Below are 21311 nucleotides of genomic sequence, written 5' to 3'. Positions count from 1 at the left end.
ACAGAAGCTCCCTATTTTTATTTGTTTTATGTCACATATGTATTATCGTCTAACAACATAAGTAAGAATAACTTGCAATGTATTATCGTCTAACATTATCGTCTAACAATTATTCTATCAATTTCTTTCACTTAAAATGTTAAAAAGCTTAATAAACTCATCCAAATTTAATGTTTCAGCGCGACGGCTAGGTAAAATATCCGCCTTAGCAAAGCAACTTTCTAAGTAAGTTGCTTCTTGATTGGGATAATAAACTTTTAAATTATTCCACAGGGTTTTTCTACGTTGTTTAAAGCAAGCTTGAACAAACTGTTGAAATGACCTACTGTTTTTAAAGTTGTGAGATGGATTTTCTAAGCTCGTTAATTTTAACACAGCAGAATCGACATTGGGTCTGGGCATAAAAACAGTGGGAGGGACAATAAATGCTAATTCCGCTTTCATTTGAAGCTGAATAGCTACTGTTAGTGAATTATAAGCTTTGGTTCCTACTTGCGCAGTCATGCGCTCAGCTACTTCCTTTTGCATCATCATGACTAAAGAATCAAAGGACAACTGGCTAGCTAGTAAATGCATAATGATAGGCGTCGTAATATAATAAGGTAAATTAGCGACCACCACTAAGCGTTTACTTTGGTGTAAGTAAGCATAATCTGATTGACTAAAATCAACTTTTAAAATGTCTCGATGAATAACTTCAACGTTTTCATAGGGAGATAGGGTATCTTGAAGAATATTTACAAAACGTTGATCTATTTCAAATGCCAACACTTTCTTAGCAGATAAGGCCAAAAACTCTGTCAGAGCACCTATTCCTGGACCTATTTCGATAACGGTTGTTTCTGAATCAATCTCTGCTACTTCTACTAACCTTTGTAGAATTTGAGGCTCTACTAAAAAGTTTTGCCCTAAACTTTTCTTCATTTTTATATCATACTGCTTCATAATCGAACTTGTACGACTGGGTGTTGCTATTAGTTTATGATCAATATCTTTATTCACTTTCTTCCCTCCTTTTTAAATAAGCTAGTATCTCTTGACGACTTACTTGGTACTTAGCCAATTGCTTTTGTAACTGCTTAGCGTTAACGTGTCCTAAATTAAAATGATTAGCTACTGTCTGCCTTAAAACATTGGCTTGCTCTGTTCCAGCTAGACCCATAGCCACCAGTTCTGCCATGGGTATCGGTTTTAATTCTTTTTGAGGCGACATCTTTGTTACTTTACTTAAGGCTGCTTGAATATCGGCTGCACTGGCATGTTCAATTCCCAAAGAATCTTTTTTACGATGTGAATTTGCAGCTTCTTGACTTAAAAAAGCTTCTTTAACGCTTGGAATTTGAGTACGAATAATTCTGCGAATGCGCTCGCCAGGATAATCAGGATCAGTAAAGACTATTACGCCAAATTGCTTATTAGCTTCTTCAATTCGGCTGAGGATTTCTTGATCAATGGCCGACCCATTGGTTTCAATCACTTTAATACTTGGGCCAAAAATCTGATTAAGACGTTGGGTATCAGATCGACCTTCTACTACCACCACTTCGGTGGGCACTTCTATTTCTTTCATTAAGCTTCCTCTTCTGGTTGCCAATTAAATAGCTTAAAGGCGTTTTCACTTGTTATCCGGGCAACTTCTTCGACGGAAAGGTTTCTAACTTCAGCCAACTTTTCCGCTACATACTTAACGAAAGCTGGTTCATTTTGCTTTCCTCTCATTGGAACAGGGGCTAAGTAAGGAGCATCTGTTTCGATCAATAGTTTATCTAGTGGTGTAATGGCCGCAGCTTGACGGACATCTTCCGTCTTTTTAAAAGTGACCACCCCACTAAAAGATAAGTGCATACCTAAATCTAAAAAGCGCTTCGCCTCCTCAGGTCCTTCTCCAAAAGAGTGCATAATTCCCCCAGCTGCTGGAAGCCCTTCTTCCTTAAGAATTCGGTAGCAATCTTTGGTTGCTTCGCGATTATGAATAGTAATTGGTAGATTATGTTCCTTGGCAATGGCTATTTGCCTTCTAAAGACTTTAGCTTGAATATCTTTGGGAGAGGTATCCCAATGATAATCCAAACCTATTTCACCTAACATTTTGACACGATCTAATTCTAACCACTTATGTAAATCGTCTTCAAAAGCTTGATCATAATAAATGGTTTCGGTGGGATGACAACCTACCACACTAATCAAATGCTTATGCTCTTGGCTAAGCGTTAGACTGCGCTCGATGGTAGGACGATCAAAACCAACAACTGCTAAAAAACCGACGCCTGCTTCTTTAGCTCTTTGTAAATATTCTTCTTCTTTCCCATGAAATTGGGAGACATTTAGATGAGTGTGTGTATCAAATAATTTCATTTTTTCCTCTCCAATCTTTTGTTATTTTAACATAACTCGTTCTTTTCAAACAGATAGGCTCATTAAACATAAAAAGGACAAGTGCGAATACTTGTCCTTTTTATTCTTTTTACCCAATCAGTGAACCATTTTTGGCTTGATCTGGGGCAAAAACTAAATGTAAATCTTTGCCACTTTCAGCAGATAAAATCATACCTTGACTAATATGACCCATCATCTTTCTCGGTTTAAGATTTGCCACAACCAAGACTTTTCTGCCAATTAACTCTTTGAAATCCGGATAGTATTTTTTAATACCCGATAAGATTTGACGATGACCTTGGTCACCTGCATCCAGTCTAAAGCGTAACAACTTATTGGAGCCTTCTACTTCGTCGACATCAATAACTTCTGCTACTTTAATTTCAGTTTGAATAAAATCATCAAATGCTACTTCTGCCGTTTCAGCATAGCTTAACTGAATTGCTTCCGGGTCCCAGTCAGGATCAGATACTGTTAAATTAGCTGAAGAAATATCCTTTTGACTTTCAAGAGACATGGCTTCTTGTAAATAAGTAATCTCTTCTTCCACTTCCAAACGAGGAAAGATAGGAACACCTTTTTTAATTACCTGCGCATTTTCTGCAAATTGACCAAAAACTAGATCGCTTAAATTAGCGTTTATTTCTTCCTCAACACCCAATTGTTTGAAGATTTCCAATGGAGCCTGTGTCATAAAAGGTCTTAATAAATGACCGATGATGCGTAAGCTTTCTGCCAAATGGAACATTACAATGGCTAAACGATCTGTTAATTGTGAGTCTTTTGCTAAATTCCAAGGTTCAGTTTGATCAATATACTTGTTAGATCTAGAAACAATCGCCATTAAGGCGTCAATCGCTTTATCAAAAGCCATTAATTCCATTTTTTCATGGTATGCTTCTAAATGATCTGTTAAATAATTAGTGAACTCTTTATCCAAATCATTTTGTGACTGCAAAACTTGCTTGTTAGGTACGGCACCTTGGAAGTATTTATTAATCATCGCAACAGTACGGTTGAGCAAGTTTCCTAAGTCATTGGCTAATTCAGTATTGATGCTTTTAACGAAGTCTTCTGGTGTAAATACAGAATCACTCCCCAAACTCATCCCTCTTAAAAGATAGTAACGAGTCGCATCAAGACCATATCGTTCAATCAAAATCTCTGGGTAAATCACATTCCCTTTGGATTTAGACATCTTGCCATCTTTCATGACAATCCAACCATGGGCATAAATACGTTTCGGTAAAGGAAGATCTAAAGCCATTAATAAGGCGGGCCAATAAATCATATGGAAGCGCGAAATATCTTTGCCTAAGACGTGAATATCCGCAGGCCAAAACTTTTTAAAAGCTTCATCATTATCGCTACCATAACCTAAAGAGGTGATATAATTAGATAGTGCATCAATCCATACATAAACAACATGTTTAGGATTTGTCTTCACTGGGATTCCCCAACTGAAGGAGGTCCTTGATACTGCTAAGTCTTCTAAACCAGGTTTGATAAAGTTATTAATCATTTCATTTTTTCGAAATTCAGGTAAAATCACTTGATCATCGGATTCGTAATATTCAATTAACCGATCCGTATATTTGGCTAATTTAAAGAAATAAGATTCTTCTTTTACTAGCTCTACTTCATGGCCGGAAGGAGCAATTCCTCCCACGACATTACCCTTTTCATCTTTAAAGACTTCCGCTAGCTGCGTTTCGGTAAAATACTCCTCATCACTGACTGAATACCAACCTGAATATTCACCCAAATAAATATCGCCTTGTTCTAATAATTGGTCAAAAATCTTTTGAACCGCTTGAACATGATAGTCGTCAGTAGTACGAATAAAATGATCATTAGTTATTTCTAGTTTTTGCCAAAGCTTTTGAATTTCTTCAGCCATTTCATCAACATATGCTTTGGGCTCTAAATTTAATTCCTCAGCTTTTTGTTCAATCTTTTGACCATGTTCATCAGTTCCAGTTACAAAGAAAACATCGTAACCCATTAAACGCTTATAGCGTGACATGGTATCAGCAGCTAGAGTGGAATAAGCATTTCCTATATGCAATTTACCACTGGGATAATAAATCGGTGTTGAAATATAAAAAGTTTTTTGTTCGGTCACGGATGAGTGCCCCTTTCAAATAAATTATCTCTCATATTATATCATAGATTAGAAGCAGTCTTTTGCTTAATTAAATGATTGTATAAAAAAAGAGTCAGTTTCCTGACTCTCATTAATTTTTATAAGACTCTTACCGCAAACGATGGGGTAAATGTTGAAATGCTTGAGTAACCTAAAGGTGTGCCTGGTTGAGAAGCATGAATATAATTTCCTCCACCAGTTGCTAAAGCAACGTGGTAAGTTCCTCCAGGACTACCCCAGAAGTATAAGTCACCTGCTTGTGCTTGGTCTATTGAAATTCTAGTGCCCGCATTTTCTTGAGCACCAGTCCATCCACCAATTTCCATACCATAGGTCTCTTTGAAAACATATTGAACAAACCCTGAACAGTCAAATCCTGCTGGAGATTTACCTCCCCATACATAAGGGATACCAATATATTTTTCAGCATTTCCGATTAATGATCCAGTATTATATGACAAGTCTGGCGCTTGGACTTCTTCGATTACTTCTGCAGTGGTTGCAATCACTTCAACCGCTGTTGTTTCTAATGGCTCAAGACTCGTTTCAACAACTTGTGTTGTTTCAACTGGCGCAACAGTAGTTTCGATAGCTTGTGTTGTCTCAATAGGCTCTAAACTTGTTTCTACTGCTTGAGTTGTAACAACTGCTTCTTCACTTTCAATTGTCTCTAGTGAAGCAACTACTTCATATGAAACTTCTGCTGTTTGTGTAGTCTCTTGAGATGTTTCAATTGTTTCTAATGGTGCTACTTCTGAAGTTACAACATCTTCACTAGATTCAACAACTGCTTCTTCAACTGCTTGTGTGTTCTCAATAATTGCTACTTGAGTTGCCGCTTCAAAGGCCGCTGCTTCTGCTTCTAGAGCTAGACGGTTTTCTTCAGCTAATTCTGCTTGTCTAGTTAATTCTGCGTAAGCTAATTCTGCTGAAGCTGTTTCAACTTCTAAATCACCTTTTAATGCTTCTAAGCTGATCATTTTATCAACTTTTGTTGCTTTAGCTTTTTCAGTCGCTACTTTTTTAGCTTCAACACTTGCCATGTCTTCTTTTTGACTATTTAATAAATCCTTATTAGAAGAAACCAGCTTGATAATTACATCCATTCGTCCAACGAAATCAGAAAGTGATTCTGAAGATGCTAAAATATTTAGGTAGTTGGTAGTTCCACCTTTTTCTTGAATAGCAACCGCTTGTTCAGCAATTAACTCTTGACGCTTGTCAATCATTTCTTGTAGTTCTTCAATTTCTTGGTTTAATAATTCAATTGTTTGGTTATCGTCTGAAATCGAATTTTGAAGTTGCTCAGCCTCTTCTTTAATTGTTTCAATTTGATTGTATGAATTTACTAACTGAGCATATAGCTGAGTTTGTTCAGCATTTAAATTATTTACTTGATAATCAATGTTTGCATTAATACCCTCAATATCTTGAGCATAGATTGGTAAACTACTAACTGATGAAAGTATAATTGATGAAGTTAATAATGTCGTTAATAGCTTCTTAGAAAATTTGATTTTCATTCTTATTAGCTCCTCTTTGAACTTTTATTTAAATATATCTATTGATACTTTTCTCTTAACAAGAATGATATTAACACATTAAACATCAAAAAAGGGCGTTTTCGTTGAATCGTATAAGACTTGTAACCTTATTGAAACATTTGAACAGATAAAAACATCCTTAGAAATTTTCTAAGGATGTTTTGAACCAACCGCTATTTTAAAGTGACCAGTGTATAGTGTTTTTTCCCGCGTCTGACAATAATATAAAGGTCTCCAATGGCATCTTTTTGACTGATTTCATAATCCAAATCAGTTACTTTTGTGCCATTAATTAATATAGCACCGTTGCTAACAAATTCTCTGGCTTGTCTTCTGGACTGAACGATCCCTGTCTCCACTAGCCAGATTACAATATTCATTGCTTCTTTATTCGCTAGTGCATGCGGCATATTTTTAAATCCTGCTTCAATTTGTTGAGTAGTTAGATTACCCACATTACCGGTAAACAGAGCGTGAGTAATTTTTTCGGCTTCTTCTAATGCTTCTTGACCATGCACAAACCGTGTGATTTCCTCAGCTAAACGACGTTGTCCCTTTCTTAAATGCGGTTGTTCAGCCACTTCTTTTTCTAAAGCTTCAATTTCTGATTGCTCGAGGAAAGTGAAATATTTTAAATATTTAACAACATCATCATCTGCTTGATTAAGCCAGAATTGATAAAATTCATAAGGAGTCGTCTTTTCTGGATCTAACCAAACAGTTTCTCCTCCTGCTGATTTGCCAAATTTAGTACCGTCTGACTTAAGCATTAAAGGAATAGTTAAACCATAGGCCTCTGCTTCTGTTCCTTCCATACGACGGATAAAATCTAAACCTGCTGTAATATTTCCCCACTGGTCACCACCACCGACTTGTAATTGAACATTTTGTGTTTGGAAGAGGTAATGAAAATCAACGGATTGAAGAATTTGGTAGGAAAATTCAGTAAATGAAATTCCATTCTCAAGTCGACTGGCTACAACATCCTTAGCCAACATCGTATTAACATTAAAGTGTTTACCATAATCTCTCAGAAATTCTAATAAAGAGAGTTTACTTAACCAATCATAATTATTCATTATTTTGAAAGTATTATCAGCCGAATCCCCTTTTAAGAACAGTTTTTCCATTTGTTGTGTCAGCTTCTGAGCATTTTTTTGGACTACTTCCATTGTTTGTAAGCTTCTTTCACTGGTTCGACCTGAAGGATCGCCAATCGATCCTGTTGCCCCTCCAATCAAGACAATCGGTTGGTGACCGGCTAATTGAAACCGCTTTAAAACCATAAAAGGAATTAAATGCCCAATATGCATAGAATCCCCCGTTGGATCTACTCCGCAGTATAAGGCAATCGTTTTTTTAGATAATAGCTTCTCTAAACCCTCTGCATCTGTTTGTTGATTGATAGCGCCTCGCCACTTTAAATCTTCAATTATTGACATCACATTCACTCCCACTCGTTCTTTCGTTTTAGTATAAAGTCTATTCTACTATCTTGCAAGCCTATCTAAGACCAAGCTTTGGGACTCCATGCATTAGCATCTAATTGGTCTCTATTTTGTTCAATTCTCTTCTCTTGCTCTTTCAAAACAGCTAAAGCTACCTTTAAAACAGCACGACTTGGATAATCTTTGCAACTTTCTACCCATTTTTCAATAGGAACTTGGAACATCTTTGCTTTTTGCATATTATCTTTACTACTCCTCATCAAAAAGTTCTAATTCTTTTAGCTCGTCTGCTTGGTCAATTAATTTCTGAATAAATTGGTCATATATATGCTGATCAAGCGGGTCTAAATTTAATTTTAGTCGATCAAGTTCTTCTAACAAAACATTCACCTTATCTTCTAGTAAATAAAGTCGACCTGTTTTTAAATAAGTCACGTAATCAATCATTAAATGATATTTTTCTTCTTCTGTTAAATAATGAAATTGTGAAATAATAAAAGGTGGACGATACTTCATAGCAAAATCGTTTGCCCAAGCATAATAAGGTGACATTAAGTCCGCTAAACTAACTCCCGCTCGTTCACCTGGTTGAAAACTTTCGAGTCTAGAACCTACCGTTAATACAATTCCAAATTCTTTATCTTGTAAAATTTTCACTGTCTGTTTAAAGTTTAATTGATCATTAAACACTTGGTCCATCCAAACCTTTAAGATAGCCGGTGCTTGATACCAATACAGAGGAAATTGAAATAAAATACGCTCATAATCAGCCATTCTTAAAAGCTCTTGTTTGGAATCAAAAAAACCTTTGTCTTGCCACTCAGCCGTTAAATCAACGTAGTCTGTTTGGGTGAGCGCTTGGCCACTAGCTAATAAAAATTGCTGGCTAGAAGAATTTGCTAGCTGATCATGGGCGATAAAGCATAAAACATCCATATCTTTCCTCCTTATTTCTTATATCCAATTATTTTAACAAAAGCACTCCAACTTCCAATAAATAACCTTTTAATAAAAGGCATGAATTGAAGGTGAAGTGCTTTTCTTAATTAAAAATCAAAGGCATATTAGTAATAATTATCGTCATTAACTTCAGATGTCTCGATTACTTGTGTCGATTCAACTGGTTCAGATGTTCCTGGTCGAACAGTTGTACTTGGAGGTGTTGGCTCTGGATTAGTCCATGAGTTTTCTGGTTCCTCGTAATAATAATCGTTAGAAGTCTCAACAGTTTCAGCTATCTTTTGAGTTGTTTCAACTACTTCAACCGTTGTTTCCTCTGATCCTTCGAAAAGTTCCTTATTATCTTCAAGAGCTTGACTTAAACGCTCAGATGGTTCCAAAGAGCTAACTAAGAGTTGATAGTATTGTGGCACATCTTTAGCTATTTTTGCCACTTCTTTAATCACTTTATGGGTATAAGTATCCGCTTTTTTATTCATTGTTTTATACAGAGAAGGAAGTGAATCTTTGACTTCTAATAATCGCTGATCGAATTTGCGCATAGCTTGTGCTATTTTACCAATATTACCATCAACGATATCAATTTTTTCTACATCTTTGAAAAGTTCTAAAAGTTCATCACCTTCAACAACACTTTCTTCCACTTGATCAATCAGAAGATTAATCGCCTTTTGAAAAGCATCTAATTCTACTTCTTGATTTGAATCCGAAGTCTGCTCATCAATTCCAATTTCTTCATAGTAATATTCTTCTTTTACCTTGAGCACTTTTTCTTTAGTGAGCCCTTCGCGGATCATTAAATCTTCATTCACTTCATTTCCACGGATAGCATCTTTGGTTCCTGCAAAGAAGTCATTGACCTCATTTTGTGCTTGGAAACGTTTTTCAATTTCTTTCAACTGATCAAGATATTGATTCTTAACAGTCGTTGATTCATTCAACTTATTAATATTCTTTTTAATTGGGTCTATCATTTCCACTTGGAATGATTCTTTTAAGAAATCTTGGTTTTCATCATAATATAGCTCATCAATTTGAGATTGAATATCGTCCAAAATGTTGGTGAATTCTTGGTTAGGCTTTTGAACAAGATTAGCTTTTGAATTTGAATTTACGTAAGCGTTCAAAGTAATGACTCCTACTAAACCTAAAATAAGAGCAATAGATATTATGCCTTTTAAAGTTTTCCCCACTCGATAGTCCTCCTTATCATGTCAGTTTTGTTAGTTATCATTAACAAGGGTACATTATAGCTTATTTGTTTTGACGTGGCAACGTTATTATAAAAACTGACCCTTTATTGAGTTCGCTCTCAACTTCTATTTTCCCATTATGAGCTTCAACCAAGGATTTGACAACAGCCAAACCGATGCCAGATTCCCCAAACTTTGTGTTTTTTCTTGAAACATCAACTTTATAAAACCTTTCCCATATGGAACGAATCTGATCGGTGTCAATCCCAATACCATGATCGATCACTTTTATTTGAGAACCTGCGTCTACCATTTTAGCTTCTAAAACAATCTCACTATCTTGCGAAAATTGAATGGCATTGGTTACTAAATTAATCAAAACTTGAGTAATACGATCATAGTCTGCCCATAAAGTGAAATCTGGTGCAATTTGACTAACTAATTGATCATTCTTTTCTTTAGCTTTTACTTGTAATTGGGTTTTTATATTTTCAAATAAAACTTCGGTATTGATAGAAACTTTATTTAGGCTGATTTGTTTGTTACGTATTCGTTCATAATCTAAATTTTCATTAACTAAACGTGTCAAGCGCTGCGTTTCAGAGTGGATGAGTTCCAAACTGCGATCCACTTGATTTTCAGGAATCATATCGTAACGTAAACCTTCTAATAATCCACTCATGGTTGTTAGAGGGGTTCGCATTTCGTGAGCCACATCCATCATAAATTGTTTCCTTAATGTCTCTTGTCTTTCAACTTCCGACTCATATTGAACAAGAGAATCTGCCATCTTTTGAAAATCTTTAGATAAATCAGCAAATTCATCCTGACCTTTGGTATTCACCTTAATTTCATAATTTCCAGAGGCAATTTCTTGACTGGCTTTTCGTAGCTGTTTTAACTTATTAGTCTGATAGATTGAAAAGAGAACACTCATCCCTAAGCCTGCAATACCTGCTAATAAATAAGCAAATAATACTTTTTCTTGCATGGCCGTCACTTTTTCTTCTAAATCTTCTAGTGGTGCCCCTAAACTAATAAAACCCGGAGGAAAACCTGCTACTTGATTTTCTTTCAAAGGAATGTAGACCGTTGCCATTTGTAACTGCGTGTCTGGGTCTACGTATCTTTGTGAGTAGCGTAAACCAACATTTCCACCCTTAGCAATCTGTTCCAGATCTTCTTTACTCAACTTCGAACCAAAGCGCTGATCATAAGTAGGATAAATTATTCGTCCATCGGACAAATTCACTTGGATAATTATTTTTTCACTTGACAGTAACTGGGATGCACGAACCAAATCTTCTCTCGAAAAATAATTATCAACTATATTTTCACCATAACGCAAGAGCTGCAATTCACGATCCTCATAGATCTTCTTTTCCATATAATCGGAAATACGGTATGCAGAAACCGTTAGGGCAGTCAATAATACTATTAAGAAAACAATTATTTGCTGCCATAAGAACTTCATAATTAATCACCTAGTTCTTCAAATTTATAACCAACTCCCCAAACTGTTTGAATCAACTGGGAACCATAACGCTCTATTTTTTGTCTTAATTTTTTTATGTGTGCATCTACTGTTCTTTCATCACCAAAAAAGGGATCTTCCCAAATACTCTTGAGTAATTGCTCTCTGGTAAACACTCGCTTAGGATGCTGAGCAAACATTACAAATAAATCAAATTCCTTAGGTGTTAAACTCTCTATTTTTTTATCGTGATAGTAAGCTTCACGTGTAGAAGTATTGATTTTGACAGTTTTTGTTTCAATATCAAACTCATTTTCTTCTTTAACAGCTGCATCAGCTGAAACTACTTGTGCTCTTCGATGCAGAGCTTTCATCCTCGCTAATAACGTCAAGGGACTGAAGGGTTTGGTTACATAATCATCCGCGCCCATTTCTAAACCAATCACTTGGTCGCTTTCAGAATCTTGAGCAGTTAGCATAATAATAGGCGTCTCTTTAGAAATCTGTCTAATTTTGCGACAAATGGTCATTCCATCCATAGAAGGTAGATTTAAATCCAGAATAACAATGTCCCAAATGTTAGGTTGCGTCCGATAGGCTTCAAATCCTTCTTTTCCATCACCATGAAAGCTTGCTTCAAAATTTTCTTTTTCAAAGAACATCCCCATCATTTCACAAACGGATTCATTATCCTCAATCATTAATATTTTCATTTGGCTTCCCCCTTTTTAAGAACCTACTGTTTTTTCTATTATACACAAATCTTATTATAAGAGACACTAGGTCTTCTCCACTCAGTCCAAGGTAGTATATAACAATTATAGTTTTTGGGCTTATTATTTTATAAAAACAAAAAACCGAGCAAGTATTTGCTCGGCAACTTTTTTAAAACAGCTTATCAATTTGAAATATCATTTAACACTTGCTGAATCGTTTCTTGGGACACCTGCATATCTTCCGCCTTCATCTCCATCTCTTGATTAGAAACCGCCTTAGATTTCGGCTTATCCAAGAGAGTAATTTCGCTGGCATTACATTCAATAACATAAATTTCTTCTTTTTCAGCGTTGAGATAGCTGCGACTTTGCATCATTCCTGATAAAGCAATGCGTTGCCCCTTGCATGCATACTTGTGAATCAATTTTGCCAAACCGTTCCAAGCGACGAAAGGAATAAAGTCAGTCACTGATTCACCATTACGATCGCGAAAAGGACGTTTGATTGCAATGACATTATTAGTAACAGCCGCTGAATCGCCAACCTCTTTTAACTGTATGTCTCGACATAATCTACCAACAAAAGTTACTTGATTCATATAATTCCTCCTTAATGGTGTTAATATTAAATACCAAAAAAGAAGTTTAAAAGTGCTAAGCAAATATATTATTTAGATTTTTTCGGCCAATTCAACAATTTTTCTCAACCGATGATTAACTCCCGATTTCGAAATAGGTCCGTTAGGAATTTGCTCTCCCAACTCTCTTAAGCTCATATCTGGATTTTCAATACGAAAACGTGCCATTTCTTCTAATTTTTCCGGTAAAGAGGACAATCCTTTTTTGGCTTCAATCCGTTTAATAGCTGCAATTTGTTTTTGCGAAGCATCAATTACTTTATTAAGATTAGCGTTTTCACAATTAACTAAGCGATTAACTGAATTCCTCATATCCCTAACAATCCGCACATCTTCAAATTTTAAGACTGCTCGATTGGCTCCAATAATTACTAAAAAGTCAGCGATTTTCTCTGCCTCTTTTAAGTAGGTGATATATCCGTTTCTACGAGCAATTGTTTTTGCATTTAAATGAAAATCATTCATCATTTTACAAAGATCTTCATTATGATCCTCATAACTCGAGTATATTTCTAAATGATAAGAGTTTGACTCCGGATTATTCACCGAGCCTCCCGCTAAAAAGGCTCCTCGCAAATAAGAGCGCTTCTTTGGGTCGTTTTGCATTATTTCGGGAGCCACTCTTGAGATGAGGCTTAATTGATCAAAAATTTCTAAATCTTCTAAAATTTCTTGTACATGATAACGACAGCGCACAATATAGACATTGTTCTTTTTTAATTTCATTTTGCGCCGAACAATCAGTTCGCTTTCAGCATCAAAGTAGTCCTTGAGTAAGGTATATAACCTTCTTGCGATTGCAGCATTTTCACTTTGTACATTTAAAATTAGCTTTTGTTGATAAATAGAAACCGCACCATTCATGCGGATCAATGCCGCTAATTCTGCTTTGGCATGCTCTTTGTGAACTTCTAATAATGTACATTCTTTTTTTACTTCTGCTGCAAATGTCATCCTACTCTCTCCTTAACCAACATTTAGTCCATTTATAAAACTGAGTGCTTATTTGAATCAGAACTATTTTTATCAAGCAAACGCACACTATTCAATAAGTGCCCTAATTCTTCAACAACCTTATCCGTATCATGATAAGCGCCGCCTTCTTTCATACTTAAAAACTCACTAGATATAACCCGACATCCTAAACGACGCAAACCATTGAAATCGTGTTTTACTTGAAGCAGATACTCTTTGTTTGGTTGATTGATAATATATTCTTTGGGAACTTCTGTAGTATTAACCAAAACGGTATCGACAAATCGAACTCCCAAATGATTATGTAATACTTCAATATGATCTGCATCCGTAAAGTTTTCTGTTTCTCCTAATTGAGTCATAATATTACAAATATAAACTACCTGAGCATTGGTTTTTGATATCGCTTGTCCAATCTCATCAATCATTAAATTGGGCAAAATAGAAGTATACAAACTGCCTGGACCTAATACAATTAAGTCTGCTTCCATGATTGCTTCCACAACCCTTGAAGAAGCCTTAACGGCAGGTTTTCCTTCAATAGTCATTACATTAACTTCTTGAATGCGTTTACGATGGTGGGCTATTTTCGACTCGCCAACAGCAATCGTTCCGTCTTCAAATAAAGCTTGCAAAATTAATGGTTCAGGAGCTGCTGGTAGGATTTGACCATTAATATTCATAAATTGCGATAAGATATCAATGGCTTCCGACAGTGAGCCTTTCATTTCCTTTAAAGCGGCAATCAAAAGATTTCCAATGGCATGGCCTGCTAAAAAATCATCATCCGTGTTAAAGCGATATTGAAAGAGTTCAAGTAAGACTGGGTCTGCTTCGGAAAGAGCTGACATACAGTTACGGATATCTCCCGGTGGAACAACGTTAATATAATCACGAATAACGCCAGATGACCCTCCGTCGTCGGCAACAGTAACGATTGCTGTAATGTTGGCATCTAATTTCTTTAGCCCTCTTAAAATTACAGGCAAGCCGGTTCCCCCACCGATTACCGCAACTTTATAACGAGCTTGACGCATCTGATTCATTTCTAGCAACCTTCTTTAATACTTGGTTTTGGTTTTTTGCCATATCACGGTGATTAACATTTGTACAATAATTCATGCGAGTAAAATGTTCGCCAATTCTTTCAGCTAGGGCCACTGAACGGTGTTGCCCCCCTGTACAACCAATCGCTATCACAGCCCTACTTTTGCCTTCGCGTTTATAGCCAGGAACACAATAATTTAATAAGTCGATTAGCTTATTATAAAAAATTTGACTTTCCGGTTGACTCATAACATAATCATAAACCGCATTATCCACTCCAGTTAATCCTCTTAAATCTTGAATATAATAAGGGTTAGGTAAAAAACGCACATCCATGACAACATCTGCATCTATTGGAAGACCATACTTAAAACCAAAAGAGACTACATCTATTCTAAAGGTAACTTGCTCCTTTTCAGCAAAATGTTCCATAATATAAGCTCTTAGTTGTCTGGGTTTCATTTCAGAAGTGTCTACAATCATTTGAGCACGCGTTCTTAAATCGCGTAATAACTCTTTTTCTTTAGCAATCGCACTCAATGTTGAGACTTCATTTGCTTGTGATAATGGATGATGTCTACGTGACTCCTTATAACGAGAAACCAATTCTTGGTCATTGGCTTCTAAAAAGAGAATTCTTGAAGTAACATCTTGATTATTATCCATCGTACCGATTATATCCGATAACTCATCAAAAAACTCCCGTGTTCTTAAATCAATTACCATAGCGATTTTAGTGATTTTACCTGATTCTCGCATCAATTGCCAAAAGGTTGGCAAAAGACTTGGCGGCATATTATCGATGCAGTAATATCCAAGGTCTTCAAAACTTTGAACAGCAACGGTTTTGCCTGCACCACTCATCCCAGTGATAATGACTAATTCCAAATTTGACATGGTCTCCCTCTTTTCTTGGTGAATATTTATTACTCTCTATTATATCACAAATTAATTTCTACTCTATCTATGAATCTTTTAGCTAAAAAAGCTGCTGAAATCCACTTTCTTAAAAAGAAAAAGATTTCAGCAGAGATTTAACTTACTTAATCAATTGATTCAAAAAGGCCTCTAAACTCACTATTTTGTCATTTGCAGCCTGTTCACTTTCAGCTTTAGCGCCCATATATAATTTTATTTTTGGCTCTGTGCCACTTGGTCTTAAGGCAATCCATGATCCGTCTTTCAATTTATATTTTAAAACATTGGATTTAGGATATGAAAGACTGGATTGTTTACCATCTGCATAAATCAAATTACTATTTAAATAATCGTAGGCTTCGGCAACAGGAATACCAGCTACCTCCGTCAAGCGATTAGCCCGCGTTTCATTCATTAACGCTTCCATTTCTTGCTTTCCATCAAGTGATGTAAAAGAGATGGATAAAGTTTTTTCTTTATAATAACCATATTCTTCATAAATTGACATTAGCGCTTGTGCGAGGGTTTTGTTTTGTTTTTTATAAAAGGCTGTAATTTCAGCCAACATTACTAAGGCTTGAATAGCATCTTTATCACGTGTAAAGCTCTTCAATAAATAGCCAAAACTTTCCTCAAAGCCCATAATGAAGGTGTGCGCTTTTGATTCTTCGTACTGTTTAATTTTTTCTGCAATAAATTTAAAACCTGTTAAAACATCTACCGTCTCAACCTTATAGGCTTTAGCAATTTCTTCTGCTAGATCTGTTGAAACAATCGATTTTATGATTACACCATTTTCAGGTAATTGATCTTTGGCTTGGTATGCTTTTAACATATAGTTCAACATTAAGCAGGCGATTTGGTTTCCTGATAGCAATTGATAATTTCCTTCTTGAGTACGAATCATCGCACCTAAACGATCAGCATCCGGATCTGTTGCTAAAAGAATATCAGCTTCAATATTTCGCCCAATTTGTTCAGCCAAGTCAAATGATTCAGGCGATTCAGGATTAGGGGATTTAAGAGTTGGAAAACCTCCATCTGGTTCTGCTTGCTCTTCAACAACATGGATGTTAGAAAACCCTGCTTGTTCTAAAGCCTGCATCCCTAGATACATTCCCGTACCGTGTAGTGGAGTAAAAACAATTTTTACTTCTTCTGCCATCTCAGCAATTAGATTAGAATCAATCGTTACTTTAGCAATCTCAGCTAGATAAGCTTGATCCACACGATCACCAATAATTTCAACTTTACCTGACCCTAACAATTCCGTCTTATTTCCTACTTCAATGACTAGTGGATCTTCAATGGACCGTACAAACCGAGTTAACTTATCCGCATCTTCTGGTGGCATTTGACCGCCATCTTCACCATAGACCTTATAACCATTATATTCTGCCGGATTGTGACTAGCCGTTACCATGATACCCGCATAAGCATGTAAATAACGCACAGCGAAGGACAAGGTAGGTGTTGGACGTAGGCTTTCATATAAATAAACCTTAATTCCGTGCTTACCTAAGACTAAAGCGGCTTCCATTGAAAACTCGGGGGAATAGTGTCTCGAATCATAGGCAATAACAACACCACGCTCTTTTGCTTCTTGACCTGCTTCATTGATTAACATGGCTAAACCTTCTGTTGCTTGTCTAACTGTATAAATATTCATTCGGTTCGGGCCCGCTCCTATAATACCGCGCATCCCTGCCGTACCAAAGCTTAAAACATTATTAAAAGCATCTTTTGTTTCATCGCCAGCTTGTTCTTCTAGAGATTTCTTGACCGCTTGGTCAAGATTTTCTTTGTTTTTCCATTTTTTATATAATTCACGCCAAGGCATATTCTCGCCACCTTTCTCATTGTTATTTATTATATCATGATTGGGATAAAATAGTAGAAATTTGACTAATCTCCCACGTTTTTAGTTATTTCTTAAAAAGACTTACCTTTAAAAATAGCTAAGTCTGATTAATTATAAAAATTAGTCTGCTAAGGTTTGAATATATTGGTAAGCCATATGGCCTGCATGACTCCCGTCGCCAACAGACGTGGCAATTTGACGTAAATGTGTTTGGCGAACATCTCCTACAGCAAAAATGCCCGGAATCCGCGTTTCCATTTTTTCGTTGGTGATAATCCATCCTTCTTCATCCGTAATATCTAGATGGCTAACCAACGAAGAGTTCGGCACTAAGCCAATGTAGATAAAGACTCCCTCACAAGGATATGTGTAGCGTTCGCCGGTTTTTCTATTTCGTAAGAACACGCCTTCTACGGATTGATCACCTATAACTTCTTCAACAGTCGTATCCCAAATGAAGTCAATTTTATCATTTTTGAAAGCACGCTCTTGTAATATCTGTTGAGCTCTAAGACTGTCTCGACGGTGAACAATGGTTACTTTATCAGCAAACTGAGTGAGGTAAATTCCTTCTTCGACAGCCGAATCTCCCCCTCCTACAACCACTAAGTGGCGGTTACGGAAAAAGAAGCCATCACAAACAGCACAATAAGAAACTCCTTTACCACTTAAAAGATTTTCCCCTGGAATATCTAACTTTCTATGCTGAGATCCAGTAGCAATAATGACAACAGGTGCTACATAGATGTTCTTGCTGGTAATGACATGTTTTACTTGGTCATGTAACTCAATTCCAACCACCGTTTCCATTGAATGCTGCGCGCCAAACTCCATAGCAGATTCAAAAAATTTATGAGCTAATTCTGGACCGGCTATTTTAGAAAAACCTGGATAGTTCTCTACATCAGCCGTATTATTAACTTCTCCTCCTGGTAGACCCTTCTCAAGAATAATTGTTTTTAAATTGGCACGTGAAGCGTATAGGGCTGCCGTCATTCCTCCAGGGCCAGCGCCTACTATCACAACATCGACATTAATCATTGTCTTTTCAATCGTATCTTCCATCTTATCTTCCTTTCTCTGAGGTGATCACTTCATTGTGTTGGGCTAAAGAGGCTTCTTGTTTGCCAGAGCGATTCATTAATTGACTAACCACTTCTTTAACATCCGCTCCTTGATAAAGAACTTGATAGAGGCCATTAGTAATTGGCATATCGACTTGATATTCTTGTGCCAACTCATAAGCTGCCAGGCAAGTAAAAATACCCTCAACCACCATCTGGACTTCTTCTGTCACTTCTTCAACGGTTAAGCCTTTAGCCAACAAATTACCAGCTTGCCAATTACGTGAATGAATGCTGGTACAAGTTACAATGAGGTCTCCAACTCCACTTAAACCAAGAAAAGTTAGCGGGTCTGCCCCTAAGCGTATACCCAAACGCGATATTTCAGCCAAGCCCCGTGTAATTAAACCGGCCTTAGCATTGTCCCCGTAGTTTAAACCATTAAGAATTCCTGCGCCTAAAGCAATAATGTTTTTCAAGGCAGCGCCTAATTCAACCCCTATCACATCCGTGTTAGTGTATACACGGAAATAATTATTCATAAAGAGCTCTTGAACAGTTTCAGCAGCTTCTAGCGATTCACTGGCCGCGGTAACGGATGTAAGATCTTCGCGTGCGACCTCTTCCGCATGGCTAGGACCGGATAAGACGACTAAAGCTCTGTAAAGATCTGTGGTCAGCTCTTCTTGAAGCACTTGAGAAATACGCAAGTGACTTTTTTGTTCAAGTCCTTTAGACACATGAATAATTAAAGGAGGTCGCTCCATTTTGACTAAAAGTTTATTTACTTCTTTAGAAACCTTACGAATTGCTTGGGTGGGTACTGCAAAAAGCAAGACTTCTGCTTTCTTTAAGGCTTGTGCTAAATCAAGCGTTGCTTTAACAGTCTCATTCAGCTCAAATTCTTTAAGAAAATGCGAGTTGGTATGTTGTTGATTAATCTCATCAACCACCTGAGGATCAATGCTCCAAATAGTAACACTATGTTGATTGTCTGATAAGACTTTTGCTAGAGCAGACCCCCACGAACCTGATCCTAGAATTGTAATGTTCATTTTTTTCTCCTTATCTTGCAATATCTGATTCCTTATAGAAGGGAAGTGTCAAGTGGACTCTTCGATAAATCATAATTGAAATAGCACTTACAACGATAATTAACGAAAAAACTTGTGAGACTCTAAAAGGTCCCCAATAAAGACTATCTGTTCGTAAACCTTCAATCCAAGCTCTACCTATACCGTACCAAACTGCATAAAAGCTTGCGACTTCTCCTTCTTTTAAGAAACGCTTCCTTCTTATCGTCATAATTAAAACAAGACCGATAAAGTTCCATAAAGACTCAAATAAGAAGGTGGGTTGACGATATTGCCCTTGGACTTCCATTTGATCAATGATAAAAGTAGGTAATCTTAAATTTTCTAAATAGGAGCGACTCACAATCCCTCCGTAAGCCTCCTGGTTAATAAAATTACCCCACCGCCCAACAATTTGTGCCAACATCAAGGCAGGTGCTGCCATGTCCATTTCTAATGCTGCATTTAAATTATCTTTACGAATAAAATATATTAAGGTTAGAAAGCCCGCAATAATTCCGCCATAGATTGCAATACCACCGTTCCAAATAGCAAAAACACTCAACAAATTATCTTGATAGGACTGCCAAGAAAAGGCTACATAATAAATTCTAGCCCCTATAAAACCGATGATAATTGCCCAAAAAAGGCGATCAAAGGCCTTATCTGGATCGGCCCCTTTACGTTTAACTTCCCTTATATATAAGAAATAGGCCAATAACATTCCGAAACCAATGATTAGCCCATACCAATAGACAGGCCAACTTCCAATATGAAAGGCGATGCGATCTATCTTCATAAAAATTGAGCCGAAAGAATTAATCATTAGTCACCTCACGATTAGACATGATCAAAGCATCTAATTTAGCATTAAAGGCATCTGTAGCATCAAAGCCCATACTGTTGGCTCTGAAATTCATAGCGGCTGCTTCAATAATAGCTGCTAAGTTCCGTCCTGTTTTTACCGGTATTCTCGTTCTTGGGATTTGAACATCAAAAATCCGGTCGTATTGTTGACCAGACCCTAAACGATCATATTCAATTTGTCCATCATCTAATACCATCTCGATAATTAATTCTAACTTTTTAGAACGTACAATGGCCGAGACTCCATAAAGACTCATTACATCAACAATTCCCAAGCCACGAATTTCTAATAAGTTTTGTAGAATTTCCGGCGCTTCACCAATTAGGGTTAGCTCATCCACCATAAAAAATTCTACTCGGTCATCGGCTACTAGACGGTGACCCCTTTGAATCAACTCTAAAGCGGTTTCTGATTTGCCGACTCCAGAGGTGCCTGTTAACAAGACTCCCATCCCAAATACTTCAAGAAAGACTCCATGCTTTGAAAAACGCTCTGCTAATTGTCCTTCTAAATAATTGGTTAGATTTGCCAAGACCCGGCTAGTACGAGAACGAGCTGAAAGTAGTGGCACCTGACGTTCTTTAGCTATTAAAATAAGTTCTGAAGGTATAGATATTTTTCGAGCGACTACAATAGCAGGCGTATCTTCACGACAGATAGAGCGGAATTTCTCAATACGTTCTTGGCTAGTCAAGGTATCTAAATAAGCTGTTTCTGTTCGACCGATTAATTGAATCCGATCACTCGGATAGAATTCTTTGAAGTCTGCCAGAATAAGTCCTGGTCTTGAAACTTCACTGGAAACAATTTTCTTATCGACATGTTCATGACCATAGACAATCTCCACATCTAAAGTTTCAGTTAATTTTTGGACTGTCACATATTTTCCCACGGTCCGATCCTCCATTCATTTTTCTCTAAAATGGTATCATAGAAAGAGCCTTCTGACTAGCAAATGGCGCTATCATTAAAAATGAGCCCTCACCTAATAAGATGAGGGCTCGTTTTAT

The 21311-nt window shown here is 36.8% G+C and carries 20 protein-coding genes; all 20 read right to left on the bottom strand.

The features are described from left to right. Positions 1 to 117 precede the first annotated feature (117 nt). The 20 genes from rsmA to hprK all read right to left on the bottom strand — a co-directional run bounded on the left by rsmA (position 118) and on the right by hprK (position 21193). Positions 118 to 945 (bottom strand): 16S rRNA (adenine(1518)-N(6)/adenine(1519)-N(6))-dimethyltransferase RsmA, encoded by an 828-nt coding sequence (rsmA, locus tag ACQV2O_RS05430; protein ID WP_428873343.1) that lies wholly within the window; start codon positions 943 to 945, stop codon positions 118 to 120. 49 nt (positions 946 to 994) lie between these two features. Next, the gene (gene rnmV / locus ACQV2O_RS05425) at positions 995 to 1570 is read right to left on the bottom strand and encodes a ribonuclease M5 (RefSeq protein ID WP_428873205.1); all 576 of its coding nucleotides are present in this window, start codon (positions 1568 to 1570) and stop codon (positions 995 to 997) included. Then, positions 1570 to 2355, bottom strand: coding sequence for a TatD family hydrolase (locus ACQV2O_RS05420; protein WP_428873203.1), 786 nt, complete (start codon positions 2353 to 2355; stop codon positions 1570 to 1572). The genes rnmV and ACQV2O_RS05420 overlap by 1 nt, the downstream gene beginning before the upstream one ends. Positions 2356 to 2464: 109 nt before the next feature. Beyond that, a complete protein-coding gene (gene metG, locus ACQV2O_RS05415; protein WP_428875184.1) occupies positions 2465 to 4501 on the bottom strand; it encodes a methionine--tRNA ligase in 2037 nt (678 codons plus the stop codon). Between the two features lie 119 nt (positions 4502 to 4620). Further along, a complete protein-coding gene (locus ACQV2O_RS05410) occupies positions 4621 to 6045 on the bottom strand; it encodes an NlpC/P60 family protein (protein ID WP_428875183.1) in 1425 nt (474 codons plus the stop codon). 194 nt (positions 6046 to 6239) lie between these two features. Then, positions 6240 to 7508, bottom strand: coding sequence for a tyrosine--tRNA ligase (gene tyrS, locus ACQV2O_RS05405; protein WP_428873200.1), 1269 nt, complete (start codon positions 7506 to 7508; stop codon positions 6240 to 6242). Positions 7509 to 7573: 65 nt separating this feature from the next. Then, on the bottom strand, positions 7574 to 7753 hold the full coding sequence (locus ACQV2O_RS05400) for a hypothetical protein (protein WP_428875182.1): 180 nt from the start codon (positions 7751 to 7753) through the stop codon (positions 7574 to 7576). 10 nt (positions 7754 to 7763) lie between these two features. After that, entirely contained in the window at positions 7764 to 8450 is a 687-nt protein-coding gene (locus ACQV2O_RS05395; RefSeq protein WP_428873197.1) for an NAD(P)H-dependent oxidoreductase, read from the bottom strand. A 128-nt stretch (positions 8451 to 8578) separates the two neighbouring features. Continuing rightward, positions 8579 to 9667, bottom strand: a complete 1089-nt coding sequence (locus ACQV2O_RS05390) for a hypothetical protein (RefSeq protein WP_428875181.1) — start codon at positions 9665 to 9667, stop codon at positions 8579 to 8581. Positions 9668 to 9728: 61 nt separating this feature from the next. Next, the gene (locus ACQV2O_RS05385) at positions 9729 to 11141 is read right to left on the bottom strand and encodes an ATP-binding protein (RefSeq protein ID WP_428873194.1); all 1413 of its coding nucleotides are present in this window, start codon (positions 11139 to 11141) and stop codon (positions 9729 to 9731) included. A gap of 2 nt (positions 11142 to 11143) precedes the next feature. Next, positions 11144 to 11854 carry a response regulator transcription factor gene (locus tag ACQV2O_RS05380; RefSeq protein WP_428873193.1) on the bottom strand — a complete coding sequence of 237 codons (711 nt, stop codon included), beginning with the start codon at positions 11852 to 11854 and terminating at the stop codon, positions 11144 to 11146. A gap of 185 nt (positions 11855 to 12039) precedes the next feature. After that, on the bottom strand, positions 12040 to 12456 hold the full coding sequence (locus ACQV2O_RS05375) for a single-stranded DNA-binding protein (RefSeq protein ID WP_428873191.1): 417 nt from the start codon (positions 12454 to 12456) through the stop codon (positions 12040 to 12042). A gap of 72 nt (positions 12457 to 12528) precedes the next feature. Further along, the gene (gene whiA, locus ACQV2O_RS05370) at positions 12529 to 13449 is read right to left on the bottom strand and encodes a DNA-binding protein WhiA (RefSeq protein WP_428873190.1); all 921 of its coding nucleotides are present in this window, start codon (positions 13447 to 13449) and stop codon (positions 12529 to 12531) included. A gap of 32 nt (positions 13450 to 13481) precedes the next feature. Further along, entirely contained in the window at positions 13482 to 14516 is a 1035-nt protein-coding gene (locus tag ACQV2O_RS05365) for a gluconeogenesis factor YvcK family protein (protein WP_428873189.1), read from the bottom strand. After that, positions 14488 to 15414 carry an RNase adapter RapZ gene (rapZ, locus tag ACQV2O_RS05360; protein ID WP_428873188.1) on the bottom strand — a complete coding sequence of 309 codons (927 nt, stop codon included), beginning with the start codon at positions 15412 to 15414 and terminating at the stop codon, positions 14488 to 14490. The genes ACQV2O_RS05365 and rapZ overlap by 29 nt, the downstream gene beginning before the upstream one ends. Before the next feature lie 142 nt (positions 15415 to 15556). Next, positions 15557 to 17275 (bottom strand): phospho-sugar mutase, encoded by a 1719-nt coding sequence (locus tag ACQV2O_RS05355; RefSeq protein ID WP_428875180.1) that lies wholly within the window; start codon positions 17273 to 17275, stop codon positions 15557 to 15559. A 141-nt stretch (positions 17276 to 17416) separates the two neighbouring features. Further along, a complete protein-coding gene (gene trxB, locus ACQV2O_RS05350; protein WP_428875179.1) occupies positions 17417 to 18361 on the bottom strand; it encodes a thioredoxin-disulfide reductase in 945 nt (314 codons plus the stop codon). Between the two features lies 1 nt (position 18362). Then, complete coding sequence (locus ACQV2O_RS05345; protein ID WP_428875178.1) at positions 18363 to 19415, bottom strand: NAD(P)H-dependent glycerol-3-phosphate dehydrogenase; 1053 nt, start codon at positions 19413 to 19415, stop codon at positions 18363 to 18365. A gap of 10 nt (positions 19416 to 19425) precedes the next feature. Continuing rightward, positions 19426 to 20259, bottom strand: coding sequence for a prolipoprotein diacylglyceryl transferase (gene lgt, locus ACQV2O_RS05340; RefSeq protein WP_428875177.1), 834 nt, complete (start codon positions 20257 to 20259; stop codon positions 19426 to 19428). Next, entirely contained in the window at positions 20252 to 21193 is a 942-nt protein-coding gene (hprK, locus tag ACQV2O_RS05335; protein ID WP_428873183.1) for an HPr(Ser) kinase/phosphatase, read from the bottom strand. The genes lgt and hprK overlap by 8 nt, the downstream gene beginning before the upstream one ends. Between the last annotated feature and the right edge of the window lie 118 nt (positions 21194 to 21311).

It is taken from the genome of Facklamia sp. P13055 (genome assembly GCF_050409445.1).
In the GTDB taxonomy this organism is placed as follows: domain Bacteria; phylum Bacillota; class Bacilli; order Lactobacillales; family Aerococcaceae; genus Facklamia.
Note: the sequence above shows the minus strand (reverse complement) of the source record. Positions and strands in the feature narration are given on the sequence as shown.